We start from the raw sequence: 19,294 nt of genomic DNA, 5'->3' as shown, positions 1-19,294 counted from the left end.
GAGACCATCATGGGATTTCTTGCAGGAAAACGTTTGCTGATCACCGGCGTGATATCCAACCGCTCCATCGCCTACGGTATCGCCTCGGCATGCAAGCGCGAAGGCGCCGAACTGGCCTTCACTTATCAAGGTGATCGCATCAAGGATCGCGTGACCGATTTTGCCAAGGAATTCGGCTCCAGCCTGGTGTTTCCCTGCGACGTCGGCAGCGACGAGCAGATCGACGCACTGTTCGCGGAACTCGGCAAACACTGGGACGGCTTCGACGGCCTGGTTCATTCGATCGCGTTTGCGCCAAAGGAGGCCCTGGCCGGCGACTTTCTTTCCGCTGTCACCCGGGAAAACTTCCGCATTGCCCACGACATCAGTTCCTACAGCTTTGCCGCATTGGCCAAGGCTGCCTTGCCCATGCTGGAAGGCCGCAAGGCAGCGCTGCTGACCCTGTCCTATCTGGGTGCGATCCGATCGGTCCCCAACTACAACGTCATGGGCCTGGCCAAGGCCAGCCTGGAATCCAACGTGTACTACATGGCACAAAGCCTGGGACCCAAGGGTATCCGCGTCAACGCGGTGTCGGCCGGTCCGATCAAGACGCTGGCCGGCAGCGGCATCGCCAACTTCGGCGAGAAGCTCGACCTCGTCGCCCAGAATGCGCCCCTCCGCCGCAACGTGACGATAGAAGAGGTCGGCAATGCTGCAGCCTTCCTGCTATCCGATCTGGCGTCGGGGATTACAGGCGAAATCACCTATGTCGACGCCGGGTTCAACTCGACCGCAGGCGCAGAATAATCCCGCCCCGTGGACCAATAAAAACGCGCACAAGGCGCGTTTTTTATTGCCATACAACCGCGCGTCATCTACCTTCGATCGCATTCGGCTGGATTTTGACTTTCTGGCCTGCAGTGATCAATGCCAGCATCGCCTTCATGTCCGCGCGCTGCTGCGCCTGCGTCACGCCGAAGGAGACCGACGCCAGCAACGCAGGATCCGGTGTGCCCGCCTCCACCACGCGACTGATCCGCACGATCCGATATGAGCCATCTGGCCGTGCGAACCCCGTGTAGGCCGGCAGCTTGTCGGTATTCGCCCGGAATACCGCTTGGATGCCGGCTGCATCCAGCTCGGCAAACGGCTGACGCCCCACCACCTTGAACGCCGACCAGTTCAAACCCGCTTCATTGCCCTTTTCAAGCGTCTTGATGGTCGCCTCGCCCTTCTGGGCCAACAGCTTAGCGCTCTGCTCGGCACGCAGCCTGGTCTCGATCGCCGCGGATACTTCTGTCAACGGACGCAGCCGGGCCGGCCGATGATCGATTACCCGCGCCGCCACCAGCATACCGGGTTGCACCTCGATGGCTTCGGTGTTCTGCTTCGACTTGATCGAATCGGGGCTGAACAGGGCGGCCGATAACGTGGCATTGTTGAATGGGGGCGGCGCCGTCTTGACGCTCATCCAGTCGCTCTGCCTGATGCTGAGCTTGGCTGCTGTAGCGGCAGGTTGCAGGGACTGCGCGTTTTCATAGACCAGGTTGCCGAAGTTGTCAGCCAGATCTGCAAAGACCTTTTGCGCCTGCTGCTTGCGCAGTTCATCGACGACCTCGGCACGTACCTCGTTCAGCGGCGCCAGCTTGGCAGGCTGGATGCCATCCAGCCGGATGATGTGATAACCGAAATCGCTTTCGACCGGTCCCCGGATTTCGTGGGGCTTCATGCTGAATACGGCATCCTCGAAAGGCTTGACCATCATGCCGCGAGCAAAGCTCCCCAGGCTGCCATCCTGTGCGGCCGAGCCCGGATCCTGCGACTCGGTGCGTGCCAGTTCGGCAAAGCGTTCCGGCGATTTCTGCAGGATCTGAACCAGCTCGGTCGCCTTGGCCTTGGCCTTGGCGCGCGTTGCGGCGTCGGCATTCTTATCCACCGCAATCAGGATGTGGCTTGCACTGCGTTGTTCAGGCCGCCCAAACTTCGTCGCATTGGCCGCATAGTAGTCGGCTACTTCCTTGTCGCTCACCGCGATACCGGCCGCCACGCTGGTCTTGTCCAGCACCAGATATTCGGCGCGGATCTGTTCAGGCTCGGTAAATTCGGCTTTGTGGGCCGCGTAATCACGTTCCACGTCGGCTTGCGTGACCTTGACGTCCGAAGCCACGGTGGAGGCCGGCAGATCGGCCCAGGCGATTTCACGCTGTTGCGAGACCAGGCGCGCAATCTGCGTCAGCGACGTATTCGACGGAAAGGCCGCGAGCGTCACCGGACTGGCCACGACATCCAGCATGAATCCCTGGCGCAACTCGTTTTCAAAGGCTGCCGGTGTGCGGCCATTCTGGCGCAAGACCGCTTCATAACGCTGCTGGGAGAATTTGCCGTCCTGCTGGAACGCCGGAATCTGTGCGAGCACGGAGGCAAGATACGCATCGGGCGCCAGGAATTTGTTTTTNTGCGCATCCAGCAACAAGGCCTTGCGTTCGATCAGGCTGTCGAGCACCTGTTTGCGGAAATCGGCGCGCTCCGGGACTGCGGGATCGAACGCAGCGCCAAGCGCCCCGCGCATGCGATCGGTCTGCGCCTGGATTTCCCGTGTCAGTTCTTCACGCGAAATTCCCACATCGCCAACCTCGGCGACCATGCCGCCGCTTTTGTCGCCCCTCATGTAGGAGTCCACGCCGAACAGGGCGAAGGTGATTGCAATCAAGGCCAGTATGGCTTTGGCCAGCCAACCCTGTGCATGCTTGCGGATTGCTTCGAGCACGGTCTTTTACTCCGAAAAACGTCAGCGCGGATTTTCGCGCACTTTGCGCTTCGCGTCTCGCCCCGTTGCGATTAAATATGGTTGCCATGAATGGAGTACGAGAAAATCCAGGACATGGAATGCAATGAAAAAGGCGAACTCGCGTTCGCCTTTTTGATGTTGGCGGAGTGGACGGGACTCGAACCCGCGACCCCGGCGTGACAGGCCGGTATTCTAACCAACTGAACTACCACTCCTTGTGTTGCTAAAAACTGACTGCCTAGTACTCGACCGCTTATTTTTCTCTTACCCGGCTGGTGGGTGCTGAGGGGTTCGAACCCCCGACATTCGCCTTGTAAGGGCGACGCTCTACCAGCTGAGCTAAGCACCCGACAAAGACCAAAATTCTACAACATTTTTTCGACCCTGCCAAGCACCCGCGGACTTTATTATTAATTGATGGCGTCTTTCAGGCCCTTGCCGGCACGGAACTTCGGCACTTTCGCGGCTTTGATCTTGATGCTTGCGCCGGTACGCGGATTACGGCCAGTACGTGCGGCACGCTTACCCACGTAGAAGCTGCCAAAACCCACCAGCGTCACCATGTCACCCTTCTTCAGCGCTTTCTTGACTGCCTCGACCGTTGCGTCCAGCGCACGACCCGCAGCCGCTTTGGAAATGTCAGCCGAGTCAGCGATGGCGTCAATCAATTCGGATTTGTTCACGTGTTATCCCCTTCACTCAAGTGGCACAGGAAAACCCTGTGGCCGCTTTTATAGCAACCCGCAAAACCTTGTGTCAAGCGGTTTCCGGGCAGTCTCCAAAAAATCCCGCGACTGGCGCGGGATTCGGACGAGTGGTCAGAAAATACCTAGTGTTTGAGCGCCGCGGCGGCGGTACCGTCTTCTTCCGGCACGGCAATTGCCGGCGCGTCCGCTTCAGGTTCATCCTGCAAAGGCTCGGGCGCATGTTCCAGCGCCAATTCAAGAACCTGGTCTATCCACTTGACCGGGTGAATGTCGAGCTTGTTCTTGATGTTGTCCGGAATCTCGGTCAGATCCTTGACGTTTTCCTGCGGGATCAGCACCGTCTTGATGCCGCCGCGATGTGCCGCCAGCAGCTTCTCCTTCAGGCCGCCGATCGGCAATACTTCGCCCCGCAGCGTGATCTCTCCGGTCATGGCGACATCGGCCCGCACGGGGATTCCGGTGAGGATCGACACCATCGAGGTGCAGATTGCGATGCCGGCGGACGGACCGTCTTTNGGTGTCGCACCTTCCGGCAGGTGGATGTGGATGTCGCGCTTCTGGTAGAAGTCTTCCTGTATCCCCAGTTTGCGGGCACGCGAACGCACCACGGACAGCGCAGCCTGAATCGATTCCTGCATCACTTCGCCAAGCTTGCCGGTCGTGGTCATCTTGCCGCGCCCAGGCAGCGACACCGCCTCAATGGTCAGCAGTTCGCCGCCCACCTCGGTCCAGGCCAGCCCTGTCACCTGTCCCACCTGGTTGTTCATCTCCGCAATACCGAAACTGAAACGCCGTACGCCGAGATACTTCTCCAGATTGCGCGAAGTGACCGAGATCTTGCTGCTCTGCTTCTTCAGCAGCAGGGCCTTGACGGCCTTGCGGCAGACCTTGGAGATTTCGCGCTCCAGGCTGCGCACGCCGGCTTCACGCGTGTAGTAACGCACGATGTCGCGGATGGCCGATTCGGCAATGGCGAGTTCGCCCTCCTTGATGCCGTTGACCTTCAACTGCTTGGGCACCAGGTAGCGCTCGGCAATGTTGATCTTCTCGTCCTCGGTATACCCCGACAGACGAATCACTTCCATGCGGTCGAGCAAGGGCGCAGGCAGATTGAGCGAGTTGGCCGTGGCGACGAACATCACATCCGACAAGTCGTACTCGACTTCGATGTAGTGATCCTGGAAGGTGTGGTTCTGCTCGGGATCGAGCACTTCCAGCAGCGCCGACGACGGATCGCCGCGGAAGTCCTGTCCCATCTTGTCGACTTCATCGAGCAGGAACAGCGGATTCTTCACCCCGACCTTGGTCAGGCTTTGCAGGATCTTGCCCGGCATCGAACCGATGTAGGTGCGACGGTGTCCGCGGATCTCGGACTCGTCACGTACGCCACCCAGCGCCATGCGTACGAACTTGCGATTGGTCGCACGCGCAATCGATTGGCCGAGCGAGGTCTTGCCGACGCCAGGCGGCCCCACCAGGCACAGGATCGGCGCTTTCACCTTGTCCACGCGCTGCTGCACGGCGAGGTATTCCAGAATGCGTTCCTTGACCTTGTCGAGGCCGTAATGATCCTGGTCGAGGATTTTCTCGGCTTTCACCAGATCCTTGCTGATCTTGGTTTTCTTCTTCCAGGGTAGGCCGACCATCGCTTCGATATAGCTGCGAATGACGGTGGCTTCGGCCGACATCGGCGACATCATCTTCAGCTTCTTCAGCTCGCCCATGGCCTTGGCTTCGGCCTCCTTGGACATGCTGGCCGTCTTGATGCGCTTCTCCAGCTCTTCCAGTTCGGCGCCTTCCTCGATGTCGCCGAGTTCCTTCTGGATCGCCTTGACCTGTTCGTTCAGGTAGTACTCGCGCTGGCTCTTCTCCATTTGCCGTTTGACACGGCCGCGGATGCGCTTCTCCACCTGAAGGATGTCGAGCTCGCCTTCCAGCAGGCCGAGCAGATGTTCAAGGCGTTTGTTGACCCCGATCATCTCCAGCACTTCCTGCTTCTGTTCCAGTTTCAGCGGCAGGTGCGCAACGATGGTATCGGCCAGGCGGCCGCCCTCGTCGATGCCCGACAGCGATGTCAGGATTTCAGGCGGAATCTTCTTGTTCAGTTTGACGTACTGGTCAAACTGCGTCAGCAAGGCGCGACGCATGGCTTCCACTTCCACCAGTTCCTCTCCCTCGGCGGGCAGGATTTCGGCACGCGCGGCCAGATGTGTCCCGGCATCGGTTACTTCCAGCACGCGGGCGCGCTGGTTACCCTCGACCAGCACCTTGACCGTGCCATCGGGCAGCTTCAGCATCTGCAGCACGGTGGCCACACTGCCGGTGTCGTAGAGGTCCTCGGGCGTGGGATCATCCTGTGCGGCGGTCTTTTGCGCGACCAGCAGGATGCTCTTGCCGGACTCCATCGAGGTTTCCAGCGCCTTGATCGATTTGGGGCGGCCGACAAACAACGGGATGACCATATGGGGNAATACCACCACGTCCCTAAGCGGCAACAGCGGCAGGTCGATCTGTTCCTTGGATATGTTGTCGCTCATCATGATTTCCTGGTAAGGGTTAAGGAAAGGATGCGCGGCACTCAANCCACGCTCATCCTCAATTGGGGGCATAGTTTGGAATTCAAGATGGCTGACAGGTTCCCTATCAGCCATCTGGGTTTAGGCTCCGGCAGCCAGCGGCCGCTCGTCCTGATCGGAGTAGATCAGCAAGGGCTTGCCGTCGCCGCTGATCAGGCCGTTGTCCACCACCACTTTGCTGACCCCTTTGAGGGAAGGCAGGTCATACATCGTGTCGAGCAGGGAATGCTCGATGATCGAACGCAAACCGCGCGCGCCGGTACGACGCGCCAGTGCGCGCTTGGCAATGGCGTTCAACGCATCCTCCCGGAACTCCAGCTCGACGCCTTCCATCTTGAAAAGTTTGATGAATTGCTTGGTCAACGCATTCTTCGGCTCGGTCAGAATCTGAACCAAGGCAGCCTCATCCAACTCGTCCAAAGTCGCAACAACCGGCAAACGTCCGACAAATTCGGGAATCAGGCCGTATTTGATGAGATCTTCGGGTTCGACCTGATGCAGCAATTCGACATCGCGCTTGGTCTCGTCCACATTCTTGACTTGCGCACCGAAGCCGATACCACCTTTCTCGGTACGGCCGCGGATGACCTTTTCCAATCCGCTGAACGCGCCGCCGCAGATGAATAGAATATTGCTGGTGTCGACCTGCACGAATTCCTGATTCGGGTGCTTGCGCCCGCCCTGTGGCGGCACCGAAGCGGTGGTGCCTTCGATCAACTTCAGCAGGGCCTGCTGCACCCCTTCGCCCGAGACGTCGCGGGTGATTGAGGGGTTGTCGGCCTTGCGCGAAATCTTGTCTATTTCATCAATGTAAACAATACCTTGCTTGGCCTTGTCGACATCGTAATCACATTTCTGCAGCAGCTTCTGGATGATGTTCTCGACATCCTCGCCGACGTAGCCGGCTTCAGTCAGCGTGGTCGCGTCGGCGATCACGAAGGGCACATTCAGCAGTCGCGCCAGTGTTTGCGCGAGCAGGGTTTTGCCTGAGCCGGTCGGTCCGATCAGCAGGATGTTGCTCTTGGCCAGTTCCACCTCGCCCGTGCTCGAATTGCTGCGCAGACGCTTGTAGTGATTATAAACCGCCACCGCCAGCGCTTTTTCGCCTGGCTCNTGGCCAATCACATACTGATCCAGAATGCCGCTGATCTCGTGCGGCGTAGGCAGATCGGAACCTGCACCGCCCTTTTGGTTGTCCGCCTGCTGGATTTCCTCGCGGATGATGTCGTTGCACAGCTCGACGCATTCATCGCAGATGAATACTGACGGCCCAGCAATCAGCTTGCGTACTTCATGCTGGCTTTTGCCGCAGAAGGAGCAGTATAAAAGTTTGTCGCCCGAGCCTTTGTCCGCCATGCCAGTTCCTTGCTTAATTGCCTGATGCCTCAATGCGGCTGGTCAGCACCTTGTCGACCAGCCCGTACTTCACTGACTGTTCCGCACTCATGAAATTGTCACGATCCGTGTCACGTTCGATCACGTCCATGCTCTGCCCGGTGTGCTTGGCCAGCATGTCGTTGAGACGCGCCTTCAGATAGAGGATTTCCTTGGCGTGGATTTCGATGTCCGATGCCTGTCCCTGGAAGCCGCCTAACGGCTGGTGAATCATCACGCGCGAGTTCGGCAGACAGTAGCGTTTGCCCTTGGCGCCCGCAGTCAACAGGAAGGCGCCCATGCTAGCCGCCTGACCGATGCACAAGGTGGACACGTCCGGCTTGATGAACTGCATCGTATCGTAGATCGCCAGTCCCGCCGAAACCGAACCGCCTGGGGAATTGATGTAGAAATAGATGTCCTTGTCGGGGTTTTCCGACTCCAGGAACAGCATCTGCGCAACCACCAGGTTGGCCGTCGCGTCATTCACCGGGCCTACCAGGAAAATCACCCGTTCCTTGAGCAGGCGCGAGTAGATATCGTAAGCGCGCTCGCCACGGCCGCTTTGCTCGACGACCATGGGCACCAGCCCTAAACCCTGCGGCTCGAAGGGCTGCGAATTGGAAATACCGTGTTCAAAATCAATACGCATCAGGCACGTCCCATCAATTCTTCAAAAGAGGTTGTCACGTCTTCCACTTGGGCCTGACCTGCGACCCATGCTACCACATTCTCTTCCAGCGCCAGGGACTCGATCTCCTGCATCCGTTCCGGGCTCTGTAATACCACTGCACAACCTGCTCCGGTTCCTCGTAGCTCTGCGCCTGTTCCTGGATCAGATTGCGAATCTGCTCGGGCTGGGCCACCAGCTTGTGCGCCTGCACGATCTCGGCCAGGATCAGGCCTAGACGCACGCGACGTTCTGCCTGTCCAGTAAACATATCGGCAGAGAGCTTCATGGTCTGAACCCCGCGCGACTGCATATCTGCCTCGGTCATTTTCATCAGGCGCTCGGTTTCCATGACAACAAGGCTCTGCGGCAGATCCAGCGTACTTGTCTGCAGCAGCAGCTCCATCGCCTGCTCTTTCAGTTTCGTCTGTACGCGACGTTTCGCTTCACGCTCCAGATTGGATTTCACCTCGGCCTTGAGTTTCTCCACGTCTCCGTCTTCGACCCCCAGCGCCTTGGCGAATTCCGCATCAATCGGTGGCAACGCCGGTGCCTGCACGTCCTTGACCTGCACCTCGAAATGCGCCACCTTGCCCGCAAGCTCCTTGGCAGCATACTCGGTGGGGAAGGTCACGTCGAAGCCCTTGCTGTCCCCTGCCTTGAGGCCGGTCAGACTCTGTTCGAAATCCTTCAGCAAACGGCCTTCGCCGATCACGGCGGCAAAATCGTCGCCCTTGCCGCCCTCGAATGCCGCGCCATCGACCGTGCCCTGATAGTCGAATTTGACCAGATCGCCTTCCGCAGCAGCCCGATCCGCCGACTCAAACGTACGGCGCTGCTTTTGCAGGACTTCCAATGTCTTGGCGACATCGGCGTCGCTCAGGTTCACCACGGGCTTGCTCATCTTGCCGGTGCTCAAGTCGCCGATCTTCACTTCAGGATAGACCTCAAAACTGGCACTGAAGGTCATTTCCGTTGTGTCGGCCTGCCCCGTCTTCGGTTCGAAATGGGGATAACCCGCAATTTTCAGTTGATGGGCCTGTACCGCTTCACCGAAACGCGTCTGCAAGGTCTCACCCAGCACTTCCTGACGCACGCCCGGTCCATGCTGACGCGCCACCGCGCTCAACGGCGCCTTGCCGGGGCGGAAACCGTCCATCTTGACGCTGCGTGCCAGACGCTTGAGGCGATTTTGCACCTCGGTTTCCAACTGCCCCATGGGCACGCTGATGTCCAGGCGACGGACCAGTCCTTCGAGAACTTCAAGATTTGCTTGCATCAAAATACTTCCTGGCTGAATTGAGGTTGGGTGAAGGGCAATAAGCTTGTGGTGCGAAAGGGGGACTCGAACCCCACGCCTTGCGGCGCTGGAACCTAAATCCAGTGCGTCTACCAATTCCGCCACTCTCGCGGCTCGGCCGCAAAACTATCAACCGATAAGTGTAATATAATCAAAGTGATGCTGTCACCCAAGCCCGCCCAGCATCCTGCCTAAGTCATTATTCCCATTCCGTTTTTTATTGCCGGTGCCGGTCGATCACTACGAAAACTTCCCTGTTGCCTCCTGGCTGCTGCCCAAACGGCTGCGCCGTCCGGTGGAAGCCATCTACCGGTTTGCACGCAGCGCGGACGACATCGCCGACGAAGGCGCCTCCACGCCAATCGAGCGGCTGCGCCAACTCGCGGCCTACCATGATGAACTGAATCGCATCGAGCGTGGCGAGACACCCACCGATCCGGTATTCGGCCCGCTGGCCGCAGCCATCCGCATGCATGCCATCCCGTTGGCCCCGTTCCGCGACCTGCTGTCAGCGTTTGCACAGGATGTTGAANAANAGCGCTATGCCAATTTCGGCGAAGTCATGGACTACTGCCGCCGCTCGGCCAACCCGGTGGGACGCCTGATGCTGCACCTGTACGGCGATCACGATCCGCGTCATCTGGCCTATTCCGACGCCATCTGCAGCAGCCTGCAACTGATCAACTTCCTGCAGGACATCGCAATCGATTACCGGAAAGATCGCGTGTATCTGCCGCAGGACGAACTGGCGGCGCATCATGTCAGCGAGGCACAGATCGCCGGAGGGNACACGCACGGCCTGTGGCACATGATGCTGCACAAGCAGATCGAGCGCGCGCGAAAGATGTTGCAGGCCGGTGCGCCGCTCGGTCGGCTGCTCAAGGGACGCATCGGCCTCGAGCTGCGGGTAACCATCCGCGGCGGCGAAACCATCCTGCGCAAATTGCACGCCGATCCCAGCTGCGTGTTCCACAATCGCCCGGTACTGACCAAANAGGACTGGCTTATCATGCTCGGACGCGGGCTGTTTTGAATATGGACGTTCACCAGTATTGCCAGGAACGTGCCGCCGCGAGCGGCTCCAGTTTCTATTACAGTTTCGTCTTTCTGCCACCCGAGCCAAGACGTGCGATCACTGCGTTCTATGCGCTGTGCCGCGAACTCGACGACGTGGTGGACGAATGCCGCGAGCGCCAGGTGGCCGAAGCCAAGCTCGACTGGTGGCGCGCCGAGATCGGCCGTTTCGCCAACGGCGCGCCGGAGCACCCGGCAACCCGCGCGCTCTTCGACACCCCGCAGGGCCGCGCCATCCCGCCGGCCTTGCTGCTGGAAGTCGTGGACGGCATGGCGATGGATCTCGACTACACACGCTACCCGGATTTCAAGTCGCTCAACCTCTACTGCTATCGCGTTGCCGGTGTGGTCGGCGAAATCGCAGCATCGATCTTCGACGGCACGCGCGGCGAACATGATCGCGACATCCGCCGCTACGCCCACGAGTTGGGGCTGGCGTTCCAGCTCACCAACATCATCCGCGATGTCGGTGAAGACGCGCGGCGCGGACGCATCTATCTGCCGCAGGACGAACTGGTACGTTTCGGCGTACACGAAACCGATCTGCTGAGCGGACGCAACACGCCCGAATTTCAGGCCCTGATGCAGTTCCAGTACGAACGTGCCCTGGCCTGCTATGGTCGTGCGTTCGCCGTACTCCCTCCCGGCGCACGGCGTGCGCAGCGCCCCGGACTGGTCATGGCGGCAATCTACCGCACCCTGCTCAGCGAAATCCGGCAATCCGGATTCCCGGTCTTGCGCGCGCGCGTCTCGCTCACGCCATTGCGTAAACTGTGGCTTGCCAGCAAGACCTGGCTGTTTCCGTGACAACTGAATTGGACCAGCCCCGTGTCGCAGTCGTGGGGGCGGCTGGGCCGGCTGCTCGGCAGCCCTGACACTGGCCGAAGCCGGCGTGGCCGTCACGCTGTTCGAGGCCAGCCGTATTCTGGGTGGCCGCGCACGCGCGNTCGAACTCGAAGGCCAGCCGCTCGACAACGGCCAGCACATCCTGCTCGGTGCGTACGAACAATCGCTGCAACTGATTGAACGACTGCATCCTGTCACACCACTGTGGCGTCTGCCGCTCACCCTAGAACAGCCGCAGGCGTTCAGCCTTGCCTGCCCGCGCCTGCCCGCCCCGCTGCATTTGCTGGCGGGGTTGCTCGGTGCCCGCGGGTTGAATTGGCGCGAGAAGTTGGCCGCCGCGCACTGGGCACACACCATGCTGCGCGACACGGCAACGCCAGCCCCGCTGACAGTCAGCCAACTCACCCGCACGCAGCCGGAAAAATTGCGCAATGCGCTGTGGCACNCCTTGTGCGTGTCCGCGCTCAACACCCCGCCCGAACTGGCCGACGCACGGGTTTTCCGCAGCGTGGTCCGCGCCGCATTCGGCGGACGTACCCACCATAGCGATCTGATACTGCCGCGCCGCGATTTGACAGCACTGCTGCCCGCACCGGCCGCCGCACGGGTGGTCGAACTCGGTGGCGACCTTCGTCTGGGCCATCGTGTAACCACGCTCGACGCCACACCGAACAGCATCGCCCTGGGTACGCAGGGCGACATGTCCGTCTTCAGCCACGTCATCCTGGCCGTCGCACCGCAACATCTCCCCGCACTGACGAAGCAGGTGCCGGTGCTTGGGCCGCTTGGTCATACTGTGGCAAGGTATGAATATCAACCCATTGCCACTGCCTATATGCAATACGATCCGGATTTCCGACTGCCCAGGCCGCTGTTCGCCCTGGCCAACGGACCGGCGCAGTTTGTGTTCGATCGCGGCCAGAGCCATGGCCAGGCCGGTTTGCTGGCGTTCGTGGCCAGCGCTGCCACGAATCTGCCCGCTGACTGGCTGGATCGGGCGGAAGCGCAGTTGCGCCGGATCGTCCAGCCCGGACCTACGCGCTGGCGCAAACGCATCATCGAAAAACAGGCAACCTATAGTTGCGTGCCCGAATTGGCACGCCCACCCGTCCACACCCCGCACCCGCGCATTTTTCTGGCGGGCGATTACACTGCCGGGCCGTATCCGGCCACGCTCGAAAGCGCAACACAGAGCGGAGTACAATCGGCCGGCGCATTACTCGAACAGCTATGAAAGACTATCTCCCTCGCCCCGATCTTCTCGCAGACCGCGTCATCCTCGTCACCGGTGCAAGCTCCGGCCTAGGCCGCGCCGCCAGCCTGGCGTTTGCGCGCCATGGCGCCACTGTCGCGCTGCTCGCACGCGATGAAACCAAACTCGAAGCCGTATACGACGAAATCGTCGCCGCCGGCGGACCCGAGCCCGCCATGTTTCCGTATGATCTTGCAGTCGCCGACGACCGCAGCCTGGAAACGCTCGCCGGCACCATCACGCACCATCTGCAGCGGCTCGACGGCTTGCTCCACAGCGCCCATCAGTTCTACAACCTCTCTCCCTTGCACCTGCAAACGCTGGAGCAGTGGCAGACCCTGATGCGGGTCAACCTGATCGCGCCCTTTGCGCTCACCCGCGCCTGCCTGCCGCTGCTCCAGCAGGCGTCGGATGCCTCGGTCATATTCACCGGCGAAACCCACGGCCACCATCCCCGCGCCTACTGGGGCGGCTATGCCATCGCGAAATCGGGCCTGGAAACGCTTACCCACATCTGGGCCGACGAACTCAGTTCGGACGAAAACCTGCGCATCAATACCCTGATACCCGGCCAGGTGGCGACGACCTTGCGCGCGCACTCACCCCGGGCTTGCTCCCGAAACTCTTCCCAGCGTCGACGATCTGATGCCCTGGTATCTGTATCTGATGGGCGAAGACGGCCGCGCAGTGCGCGGACAGATCGTGGAATGCCAGACCTGACTTTCCTGTTGTGATGAAAATCGGCCGTTACGAAATCCTCGACGAAATCGGCCAGGGCGCGATGGGCACAGTCTACCGGGCGCGCGATCCGCTGATCGAGCGAACGGTGGCCATCAAGACGGTGCCTATTGCCCAGTTGCAGCAGGAAGGCGCCGACGCGGAATCGCGTNTTTTGCGTGAAGCGCAGAGTGCCGGCCGCCTGTCCCATCCCAATATCGTGACCATCTACGACGTCGGCGAAGCCGACGGGCTTGCCTATATCGCCATGGAATACCTGCCCGGCAGGACGTTGCGCGATCTCATGGACAAGGGGCCGATGCCGCTTGATCTGGCGCTCGACACCGCCATGCAGATGGCCGAAGCCATGGCATTCGCACACGAGCACGGCGTCATCCATCGCGACATCAAGCCCGCCAACGTCGTCGTAACCGGAAAACGCGGGCAGATCAAATTGACCGATTTCGGCATTGCCCATCTCGTCAACAGCGATCACACCCAGGCTGGGCAAATGCTTGGCTCGCCACGCTACATGTCGCCGGAACAGGCGATGGGGCGGGAAGTGGACGGGCGTTCCGATATTNTTTCGCTGGGCGCCGTCCTGTACGAGATGCTGACGGGCCACTATGCCTTCGATGGCGACAGCCTGCCCACGATCGTCTATCGGGTCATCAACGAAGCGCCGGTACCTGCCACCACCCTGCGCCCCAGAATATCGGCCGGCCTGGCCAGTTTGCTGGCCCATATGTTGAACAAAAAGCCGGAAGCCCGGCCAGATGCCCGCACGCTGGTCAGCGCCTTCCACGCATTGTCATTGGCATCGACTCCGGCGACCTCGCCCCTAGCGGTACCGTCTGCCAACCGGGTGTCGCGTCTGTTGCGCGTGCTTGCATTTGGCGTACCTATCGGCGTATTCCTGCTGATCGGGCTCGGAATCATCGTAATCGAGCACTTCCTGGCAACGCCCCCACACGCGCCCCAACTCCCCGTACAGCAGGCGGTCCCGCCCGCAACCGATGACACCACGGCAGACCAACCGCCGCCCGAGTCCGATGCGACGACAAACACGCCCCCTGAATCGGATGCCTATCTCGCAGGTCTCGACAAGAAACTGGTTGAGCTGCGCATCAAGCGCACCGTGCTCCTGCTGAAGTACACCAATCAGCACCCCGACGTGGTCCAGGTCGATCGCCAGCTCGAACAACTACGCGCAGAACGCAGCCGTTATCTGAAACGACAGCAGAAGAACTAGGCCGGTTACCAGTTGGTCTCGCGTTCCGCCGTGGCCGACACTTTATGGATACTGAGGTCGGCGCCATTGAACTCGGCCTCCGGATCCAGCCTCAAACCCACGAACCGTTTCAGCAGGCCATACACCACCAGGCTGCCAAGCACGGCGACGGTCACGCCGCCCAGCGTGCCGATCAACTGCGCTACCAGGCTGACGCCGCCCAGCCCGCCCAGTGCCTTGGCACCGAAAATACCGGCCGCGATCCCGCCCCATGCGCCGCACAATCCGTGCAAAGGCCATACGCCGAGCACGTCATCGATCTTCCACTTGTTCTGGGTCACCATGAACATCCACACGAACAATGCGCCTGCGATCGCGCCTGTGGCCAGGGCACCAAGCGGATGCATCAGGTCCGAGCCCGCACACACGGCCACCAGGCCGGCCAGCGGACCGTTATGGATGAAACCCGGNTCGTTGCGGCCCAGCACCAGGGCGGTCAGCGTGCCGCCCACCATCGCCATCAGCGAGTTTACTGCCACCAGGCCCGACACGGCCTCGATCAGCTGTGCCGACATCACATTGAAGCCAAACCAGCCTACGGTCAGAATCCAGGCACCGAGCGCCAGGAACGGAATATTGGACGGCGGATGCGCGGAGATCATTCCATCCTTGGTATAGCGTCCACGCCGTGCGCCCAGCAACAACACGGCCGGCAAGGCGATCCAGCCCCCNACGGCGTGCACCACCACTGATCCCGCAAAGTCATGAAACTTGGCGCCGACGCTCGCCGCCAGCCAGTCCTGGATGCCGTAGTTGCCGTTCCAGACAATGCCCTCATAAAACGGGTAGACCAACCCGACCAGAGCGAAGGTAGCCGCCAGTTGGGGGCTGAAGCGTGCGCGTTCGGCTATACCCCCNGATACGATGGCAGGGATGGCTGCCGCAAAGGTCAGCAGGAAAAAGAATTTGACCAGGTCGTAGCCATTTTTGGCGGACAGCACCTCCGCACTGGAAAAGAAGCTGATACCGTAGGCGATGCTGTAGCCGATGAAGAAATAGGCAATGGTGGACACCGAGAAGTCGGTGAGGATCTTGACCAGCGCATTGACCTGATTCTTCTTGCGCACGGTGCCTAGCTCCAGAAAGGCAAACCCTGCATGCATGGCCAGCACCATGATGCCACCCAGCAATACGAACAACACGTCACTGCCTGTTTTCAACGCTTCCATGCACCAGCTCCCGATTGAATGCCGGCTGGAATAAGCAAACTGCGTTCCTATGTATCAAGCATCTGATTCAAAAGGAAATAAGCATTGACAACACAATATTTACGCACACTAATGGTGCATTTTGAAATATTGCGCTCTTTTATGGGGCGTCAATCCTGCTTGCGAGATGCCGGATCAACCTGTCCTGCTTCGATACGATCGAATTCGTCATCCATTTCGGAATCGGACATGGGCGAATAATCCGATTCGGGTTTGGGCTTGCTGATCATGGCCGCGACGATGATTCCCAGTTCATAGAGTATCCACAGGGGCGTCGCCAGCATGAATTGCGAAATGACATCCGGCGGAGTAAAGATCGCCCCGATGACAAACGCTCCGACAATGACATACGGTCGGATTTCGCGGAGTTTGGCAACCGAGACCATGCCCATCTTGACCAGCAGCACCACTGCAATCGGCACCTCGAACGTGATGCCAAAGGCCAAGAACATGGTCAGCACGAAATCGAGGTATTTGCCAATATCGGTCATCACCGCCACGCCAGTAGGGGTGACGCTGACAATGAAATGGAACACGAGCGGAAACACCAGAAAATAGGCGAACGCCATACCCGTCAAGAACAGAATGACGCTGGCTATCACCAACGGGACGCCGATGCGTTTNTCGTGTTGGTACAGCCCGGGCGCCACGAACGCCCAGGCCTGGTAGAACACCCACGGCAAGGCCAGCAGGAAGGCGGCCATCATGGTGACCTTCATCGGCACAAANAACGGCGTAGTGATTTCGGTGGCGATCATCTGCCCACCTTTGGGCAGCGCCGCCAGAAGCGGACGCGCGAGAAGCGCATAGATATCCTGTGCCCACGGGAAGAGGCAGACAAAGATGATCACGACAGCAAGCACCGCGCGCAGCAGCCGGTCCCGCATTTCGATGAGATGCGAGATAAAGGTGTCTTCGGTATCGCTCATGCAGATTTACCCGCGTTTTCGCTGGATACCGTCCCAGCCGAAGCCGGCGCCGCGCGTCCGGTATTCTGGTCTGGCTCATCCAGCGGCAGGCTCTGCTGCAGCGCGTGCTCGGTTTCGCTCTGTGGCTGCGAGGCAGGCTCCGCAACGGCGGCGAATTTCACACTGGCCACGCTCTCCGTCACAGCCTGGGTGACGTTGTTCGCTTCCTTGCGCAGAAAATCGTCGACCACCGTGGCCTGCTGTTCGACACCCGACGCGGCCGATTCGACCGATTCCTTGAAACTCTGGCCGGCACGGCGAAACTCATCAAGCTGGATCTCGCGGCCAATATCCGATTTGACCGACGACACATAACGCTGCAGGCGGCCGTACAGGTGCCCTGCCGTACGCGCGACCTTGGGCAGCCGCTCCGGGCCGATGACGATCAGCGCAACCACGCCGATGACGACGAGCTCAGAGAATCCGATATCGAACATAGAAAGTGTTGTGGGTCAGGATTCCGGGGCAGGAAAAGATCGGTGCGATGGGTTGCCCGATCCTAGCCATGCCACACACTCAGGAATGATGCTTGTCTTTCACTTCGGCATCGATGGTATGTCCGGTCTCATCCTTGTCGCTCAATTTGGGTGCATCTTCCTTCATCCCTTCCTTGAACCCTTTGACCGCCCCTCCCAGATCGCTGCCGATATTACGCAGTTTCTTGGTACCAAAAATCAGCAGCACGATTACCAAAACGATCAACCAGTGCCAAATGCTAAAGCCGCCCATGGAATGTCTCCTTTAAATTTAACTTTTCCTGACGGGATCGCCCCCGCCAAATACGTGAACATGGATGTGGAACACTTCCTGGCCACCGCCGCGGCCGGTGTTGATCAGTGTCTTGAAGCCCGTGTCGAGCCCCTGTTCCTTGGCCAGACGCGGCGCCAGCAACAACATCTTCCCAAGNAGTGCCTGATGCTCGGGCAAGCAGTCGGACAGGGTCGCGACGTGCGCTTTCGGAATGATCAGGAAATGTACCCGTGCAAACGGATGGATGTCATGGAAAGCCAGGACATCGTCGTCTTCATAGACTTTCCCGCTTGGCAATTGTCCGGCCGCGATTTTGCAGAAAATGCAGTCACTCATGTCGATTCGCTTTTTCGGTCAGCCCGGACAAGCCTTCTCGGCGCGCCAGTTCGTTCAGTACATCCGCCGGCTTCAATCCCTTGTATGCCAGCAGCACCAGGGTATGAAACCACAAATCGGCGACTTCGTAGATGATCTTTTCGGCCTGGCCGTCTTTCGCCGCCATCACAGTCTCGGTCGCTTCCTCGCCGATTTTCTTCAGGATGGCATCCGTACCCTTGGCGTAGAGTTTGGCAACGTAGGAACTGTCGGGCGACGCCTGCTTGCGCGCTTCCAGCGTATCGGCCAGGCGGTCGAGGATATCGCTCATTTGCGGNTAGATCTCGTCGGGATTCTTCAGCACCGGGGCAGTCGTCACCCAGTGGCCATTGTCCAGCTTCTGGAAAAAACACGAGCGGCGCCCGGTATGACAGGCGATGCCGCCTAGTTGTTCGATTTTGAGCAACACCACATCATTGTCGCAATCGAGGCGGATTTCACTGACGTTCTGCACATGGCCGGATTCTTCGCCCTTGCGCCACAGTTTGTTGCGCGAGCGCGACCAGTACACCCCGCGCAATGTGCGTGCCGTTTCTTCAAGAGCCTCGCGGTTCATCCACGCCACCATGAGGATTTCTCCACTGGCGGCATCCTGAGCGATCGCCGGGACGAGCCCATGCGCATCCCATTTGACGGCATCGAGCCAGTCGCTCACAGGCGCACCTCGATTCCGTGCTGTTTCATGTAGCGCTTCGCCTCATCTACCCCGTATTCGCCGAAGTGGAAGATGCTCGCCGCCAGCACCGCATCGGCCCGGCCCTCCTTCACTCCGTCGACGAGATGTTGCAGCGTGCCGACNCCNCCGCTCGCGATGATGGGAATGTCGACCGCGTCGGAAATCGCCCGGGTCAGTTCCAGGTCGAAACCGCTTTTGGTACCGTCGCGATCCATCGAGGTGAGCAGCAGTTCGCCCGCACCCAGATTTTCCATTTTNTTCGCCCACTCGACCGCATCCAGCCCGGTTGCCGTGCGGCCGCCATGGGTGAAAACCTCCCAATGATCGCCGGCTCGCTTGGCGTCGATCGCCACCACGATGCACTGGCTGCCATAACGATCGGCCGCATCCTTTACCAGTTGCGGATTGGTGACCGCAGAGGTATTGATGCTGACCTTGTCCGCGCCGGCATTGAGCAGACGCTGGACATCCCCGACCACACGCACGCCGCCGCCGACCGTCAACGGAATGAACACCTCCGAAGCCACGGCTTCAATGATGTGGAGGATCAGGTCACGATTGTCGGACGATGCGGTGATGTCGAGAAAGGTCAACTCGTCGGCGCCCGCTTCGTTGTAGCGACGCGCGATTTCGACGGGGTCGCCGGCATCCTTCAACTCGACGAAATTGACGCCCTTGACCACGCGGCCGTTGGTGACGTCGAGACAGGGGATGATGCGCTTTGCCAGCATGGTTATCCT

At 59.8% G+C, this 19,294-nt stretch carries 18 protein-coding genes, 3 tRNA genes and 1 pseudogene; 6 read left to right on the top strand and 16 right to left on the bottom strand.

Annotated elements, in window-relative coordinates; all coding sequences use genetic code 11:
• The first annotated feature begins 9 nt into the window (after positions 1 to 9).
• Entirely contained in the window at positions 10 to 789 is a 780-nt protein-coding gene (fabI, locus tag HZY77_RS01305) for an enoyl-ACP reductase FabI (protein WP_296817978.1), read from the top strand.
• 64 nt (positions 790 to 853) lie between these two features.
• On the opposite strand, the gene HZY77_RS01300 is transcribed toward fabI, so the two are convergent.
• The 9 genes from HZY77_RS01300 to HZY77_RS01260 form a co-directional block, all read right to left on the bottom strand.
• The gene (locus HZY77_RS01300) at positions 854 to 2,749 is read right to left on the bottom strand and encodes a SurA N-terminal domain-containing protein (protein WP_296817976.1); all 1,896 of its coding nucleotides are present in this window, start codon (positions 2,747 to 2,749) and stop codon (positions 854 to 856) included.
• A 160-nt stretch (positions 2,750 to 2,909) separates the two neighbouring features.
• Positions 2,910 to 2,985, bottom strand: a tRNA-Asp gene (locus tag HZY77_RS01295).
• Between the two features lie 58 nt (positions 2,986 to 3,043).
• A tRNA-Val gene (locus HZY77_RS01290) sits at positions 3,044 to 3,119 on the bottom strand.
• Between the two features lie 61 nt (positions 3,120 to 3,180).
• Positions 3,181 to 3,453, bottom strand: a complete 273-nt coding sequence (locus tag HZY77_RS01285) for an HU family DNA-binding protein (RefSeq protein ID WP_296636700.1) — start codon at positions 3,451 to 3,453, stop codon at positions 3,181 to 3,183.
• Positions 3,454 to 3,599: 146 nt separating this feature from the next.
• On the bottom strand, positions 3,600 to 6,017 hold the full coding sequence (lon, locus tag HZY77_RS01280) for an endopeptidase La (RefSeq protein ID WP_296817974.1): 2,418 nt from the start codon (positions 6,015 to 6,017) through the stop codon (positions 3,600 to 3,602).
• 117 nt (positions 6,018 to 6,134) lie between these two features.
• Positions 6,135 to 7,409, bottom strand: a complete 1,275-nt coding sequence (gene clpX / locus HZY77_RS01275; RefSeq protein ID WP_296817972.1) for an ATP-dependent Clp protease ATP-binding subunit ClpX — start codon at positions 7,407 to 7,409, stop codon at positions 6,135 to 6,137.
• Positions 7,410 to 7,422: 13 nt separating this feature from the next.
• Complete coding sequence (gene clpP, locus HZY77_RS01270; protein WP_296636709.1) at positions 7,423 to 8,079, bottom strand: ATP-dependent Clp endopeptidase proteolytic subunit ClpP; 657 nt, start codon at positions 8,077 to 8,079, stop codon at positions 7,423 to 7,425.
• A 70-nt stretch (positions 8,080 to 8,149) separates the two neighbouring features.
• A complete protein-coding gene (gene tig / locus HZY77_RS01265; protein ID WP_296817971.1) occupies positions 8,150 to 9,376 on the bottom strand; it encodes a trigger factor in 1,227 nt (408 codons plus the stop codon).
• Between the two features lie 49 nt (positions 9,377 to 9,425).
• Positions 9,426 to 9,508: transfer RNA gene (locus tag HZY77_RS01260), tRNA-Leu, on the bottom strand.
• A gap of 109 nt (positions 9,509 to 9,617) precedes the next feature.
• On the opposite strand from HZY77_RS01260, the gene hpnC reads away from it, so the two are divergent.
• From hpnC to HZY77_RS01235, 5 genes and pseudogenes are all read left to right on the top strand, one after another.
• Positions 9,618 to 10,430 carry a squalene synthase HpnC gene (hpnC, locus tag HZY77_RS01255; RefSeq protein ID WP_296817969.1) on the top strand — a complete coding sequence of 271 codons (813 nt, stop codon included), beginning with the start codon at positions 9,618 to 9,620 and terminating at the stop codon, positions 10,428 to 10,430.
• 2 nt (positions 10,431 to 10,432) lie between these two features.
• Positions 10,433 to 11,278, top strand: a complete 846-nt coding sequence (gene hpnD / locus HZY77_RS01250; protein WP_296820774.1) for a presqualene diphosphate synthase HpnD — start codon at positions 10,433 to 10,435, stop codon at positions 11,276 to 11,278.
• Positions 11,279 to 11,363: 85 nt separating this feature from the next.
• Entirely contained in the window at positions 11,364 to 12,551 is a 1,188-nt protein-coding gene (gene hpnE / locus HZY77_RS01245) for a hydroxysqualene dehydroxylase HpnE (protein WP_296817967.1), read from the top strand.
• Positions 12,548 to 13,289: pseudogene (locus tag HZY77_RS01240) on the top strand (SDR family NAD(P)-dependent oxidoreductase). The gene hpnE and the pseudogene HZY77_RS01240 overlap by 4 nt, the downstream one beginning before the upstream one ends.
• A 13-nt stretch (positions 13,290 to 13,302) precedes the next feature.
• Positions 13,303 to 14,538 carry a serine/threonine-protein kinase gene (locus tag HZY77_RS01235; protein ID WP_296817964.1) on the top strand — a complete coding sequence of 412 codons (1,236 nt, stop codon included), beginning with the start codon at positions 13,303 to 13,305 and terminating at the stop codon, positions 14,536 to 14,538.
• A 5-nt stretch (positions 14,539 to 14,543) separates the two neighbouring features.
• Here the strand turns inward: HZY77_RS01235 and HZY77_RS01230 are convergent, their stop codons facing one another.
• The 7 genes from HZY77_RS01230 to hisF form a co-directional block, all read right to left on the bottom strand.
• Positions 14,544 to 15,746 (bottom strand): ammonium transporter, encoded by a 1,203-nt coding sequence (locus HZY77_RS01230; RefSeq protein WP_296817962.1) that lies wholly within the window; start codon positions 15,744 to 15,746, stop codon positions 14,544 to 14,546.
• Positions 15,747 to 15,895: 149 nt separating this feature from the next.
• On the bottom strand, positions 15,896 to 16,714 hold the full coding sequence (gene tatC, locus HZY77_RS01225) for a twin-arginine translocase subunit TatC (RefSeq protein WP_296817961.1): 819 nt from the start codon (positions 16,712 to 16,714) through the stop codon (positions 15,896 to 15,898).
• Positions 16,711 to 17,190, bottom strand: a complete 480-nt coding sequence (tatB, locus tag HZY77_RS01220; RefSeq protein ID WP_296817959.1) for a Sec-independent protein translocase protein TatB — start codon at positions 17,188 to 17,190, stop codon at positions 16,711 to 16,713. Before tatB ends, tatC begins: the two co-directional genes overlap by 4 nt.
• Before the next feature lie 79 nt (positions 17,191 to 17,269).
• Positions 17,270 to 17,482 carry a Sec-independent protein translocase subunit TatA gene (gene tatA, locus HZY77_RS01215; RefSeq protein WP_296636201.1) on the bottom strand — a complete coding sequence of 71 codons (213 nt, stop codon included), beginning with the start codon at positions 17,480 to 17,482 and terminating at the stop codon, positions 17,270 to 17,272.
• 18 nt (positions 17,483 to 17,500) lie between these two features.
• Positions 17,501 to 17,839, bottom strand: a complete 339-nt coding sequence (locus HZY77_RS01210; protein WP_296636198.1) for a histidine triad nucleotide-binding protein — start codon at positions 17,837 to 17,839, stop codon at positions 17,501 to 17,503.
• Positions 17,832 to 18,533, bottom strand: coding sequence for a bifunctional phosphoribosyl-AMP cyclohydrolase/phosphoribosyl-ATP diphosphatase HisIE (gene hisIE, locus HZY77_RS01205; RefSeq protein ID WP_296817956.1), 702 nt, complete (start codon positions 18,531 to 18,533; stop codon positions 17,832 to 17,834). Before hisIE ends, HZY77_RS01210 begins: the two co-directional genes overlap by 8 nt.
• Positions 18,530 to 19,285, bottom strand: coding sequence for an imidazole glycerol phosphate synthase subunit HisF (hisF, locus tag HZY77_RS01200; RefSeq protein WP_296817953.1), 756 nt, complete (start codon positions 19,283 to 19,285; stop codon positions 18,530 to 18,532). Before hisF ends, hisIE begins: the two co-directional genes overlap by 4 nt.
• Positions 19,286 to 19,294: the final 9 nt, after the last annotated feature.

The sequence above is a fragment of the Thiobacillus sp. genome (genome assembly GCF_013693775.1).
Lineage (GTDB): Bacteria > Pseudomonadota > Gammaproteobacteria > Burkholderiales > Thiobacillaceae > Thiobacillus.
The sequence above is the reverse complement of the archived record's forward strand: the minus strand, read 5'-3'. Positions and strand labels throughout refer to the sequence as shown.

Coding starts and splice junctions, on each gene's coding strand:
- hpnD (WP_296820774.1), top strand. CDS start 10,433: ATGGACGTTCACCAGTATTGCCAGGAACGTGCCGCCGCGAGCGGCTCC.
- clpP (WP_296636709.1), bottom strand. CDS start 8,079: ATGCGTATTGATTTTGAACACGGTATTTCCAATTCGCAGCCCTTCGAG.
- tatA (WP_296636201.1), bottom strand. CDS start 17,482: ATGGGCGGCTTTAGCATTTGGCACTGGTTGATCGTTTTGGTAATCGTG.
- tig (WP_296817971.1), bottom strand. CDS start 9,376: ATGCAAGCAAATCTTGAAGTTCTCGAAGGACTGGTCCGTCGCCTGGAC.
- tatB (WP_296817959.1), bottom strand. CDS start 17,190: ATGTTCGATATCGGATTCTCTGAGCTCGTCGTCATCGGCGTGGTTGCG.
- fabI (WP_296817978.1), top strand. CDS start 10: ATGGGATTTCTTGCAGGAAAACGTTTGCTGATCACCGGCGTGATATCC.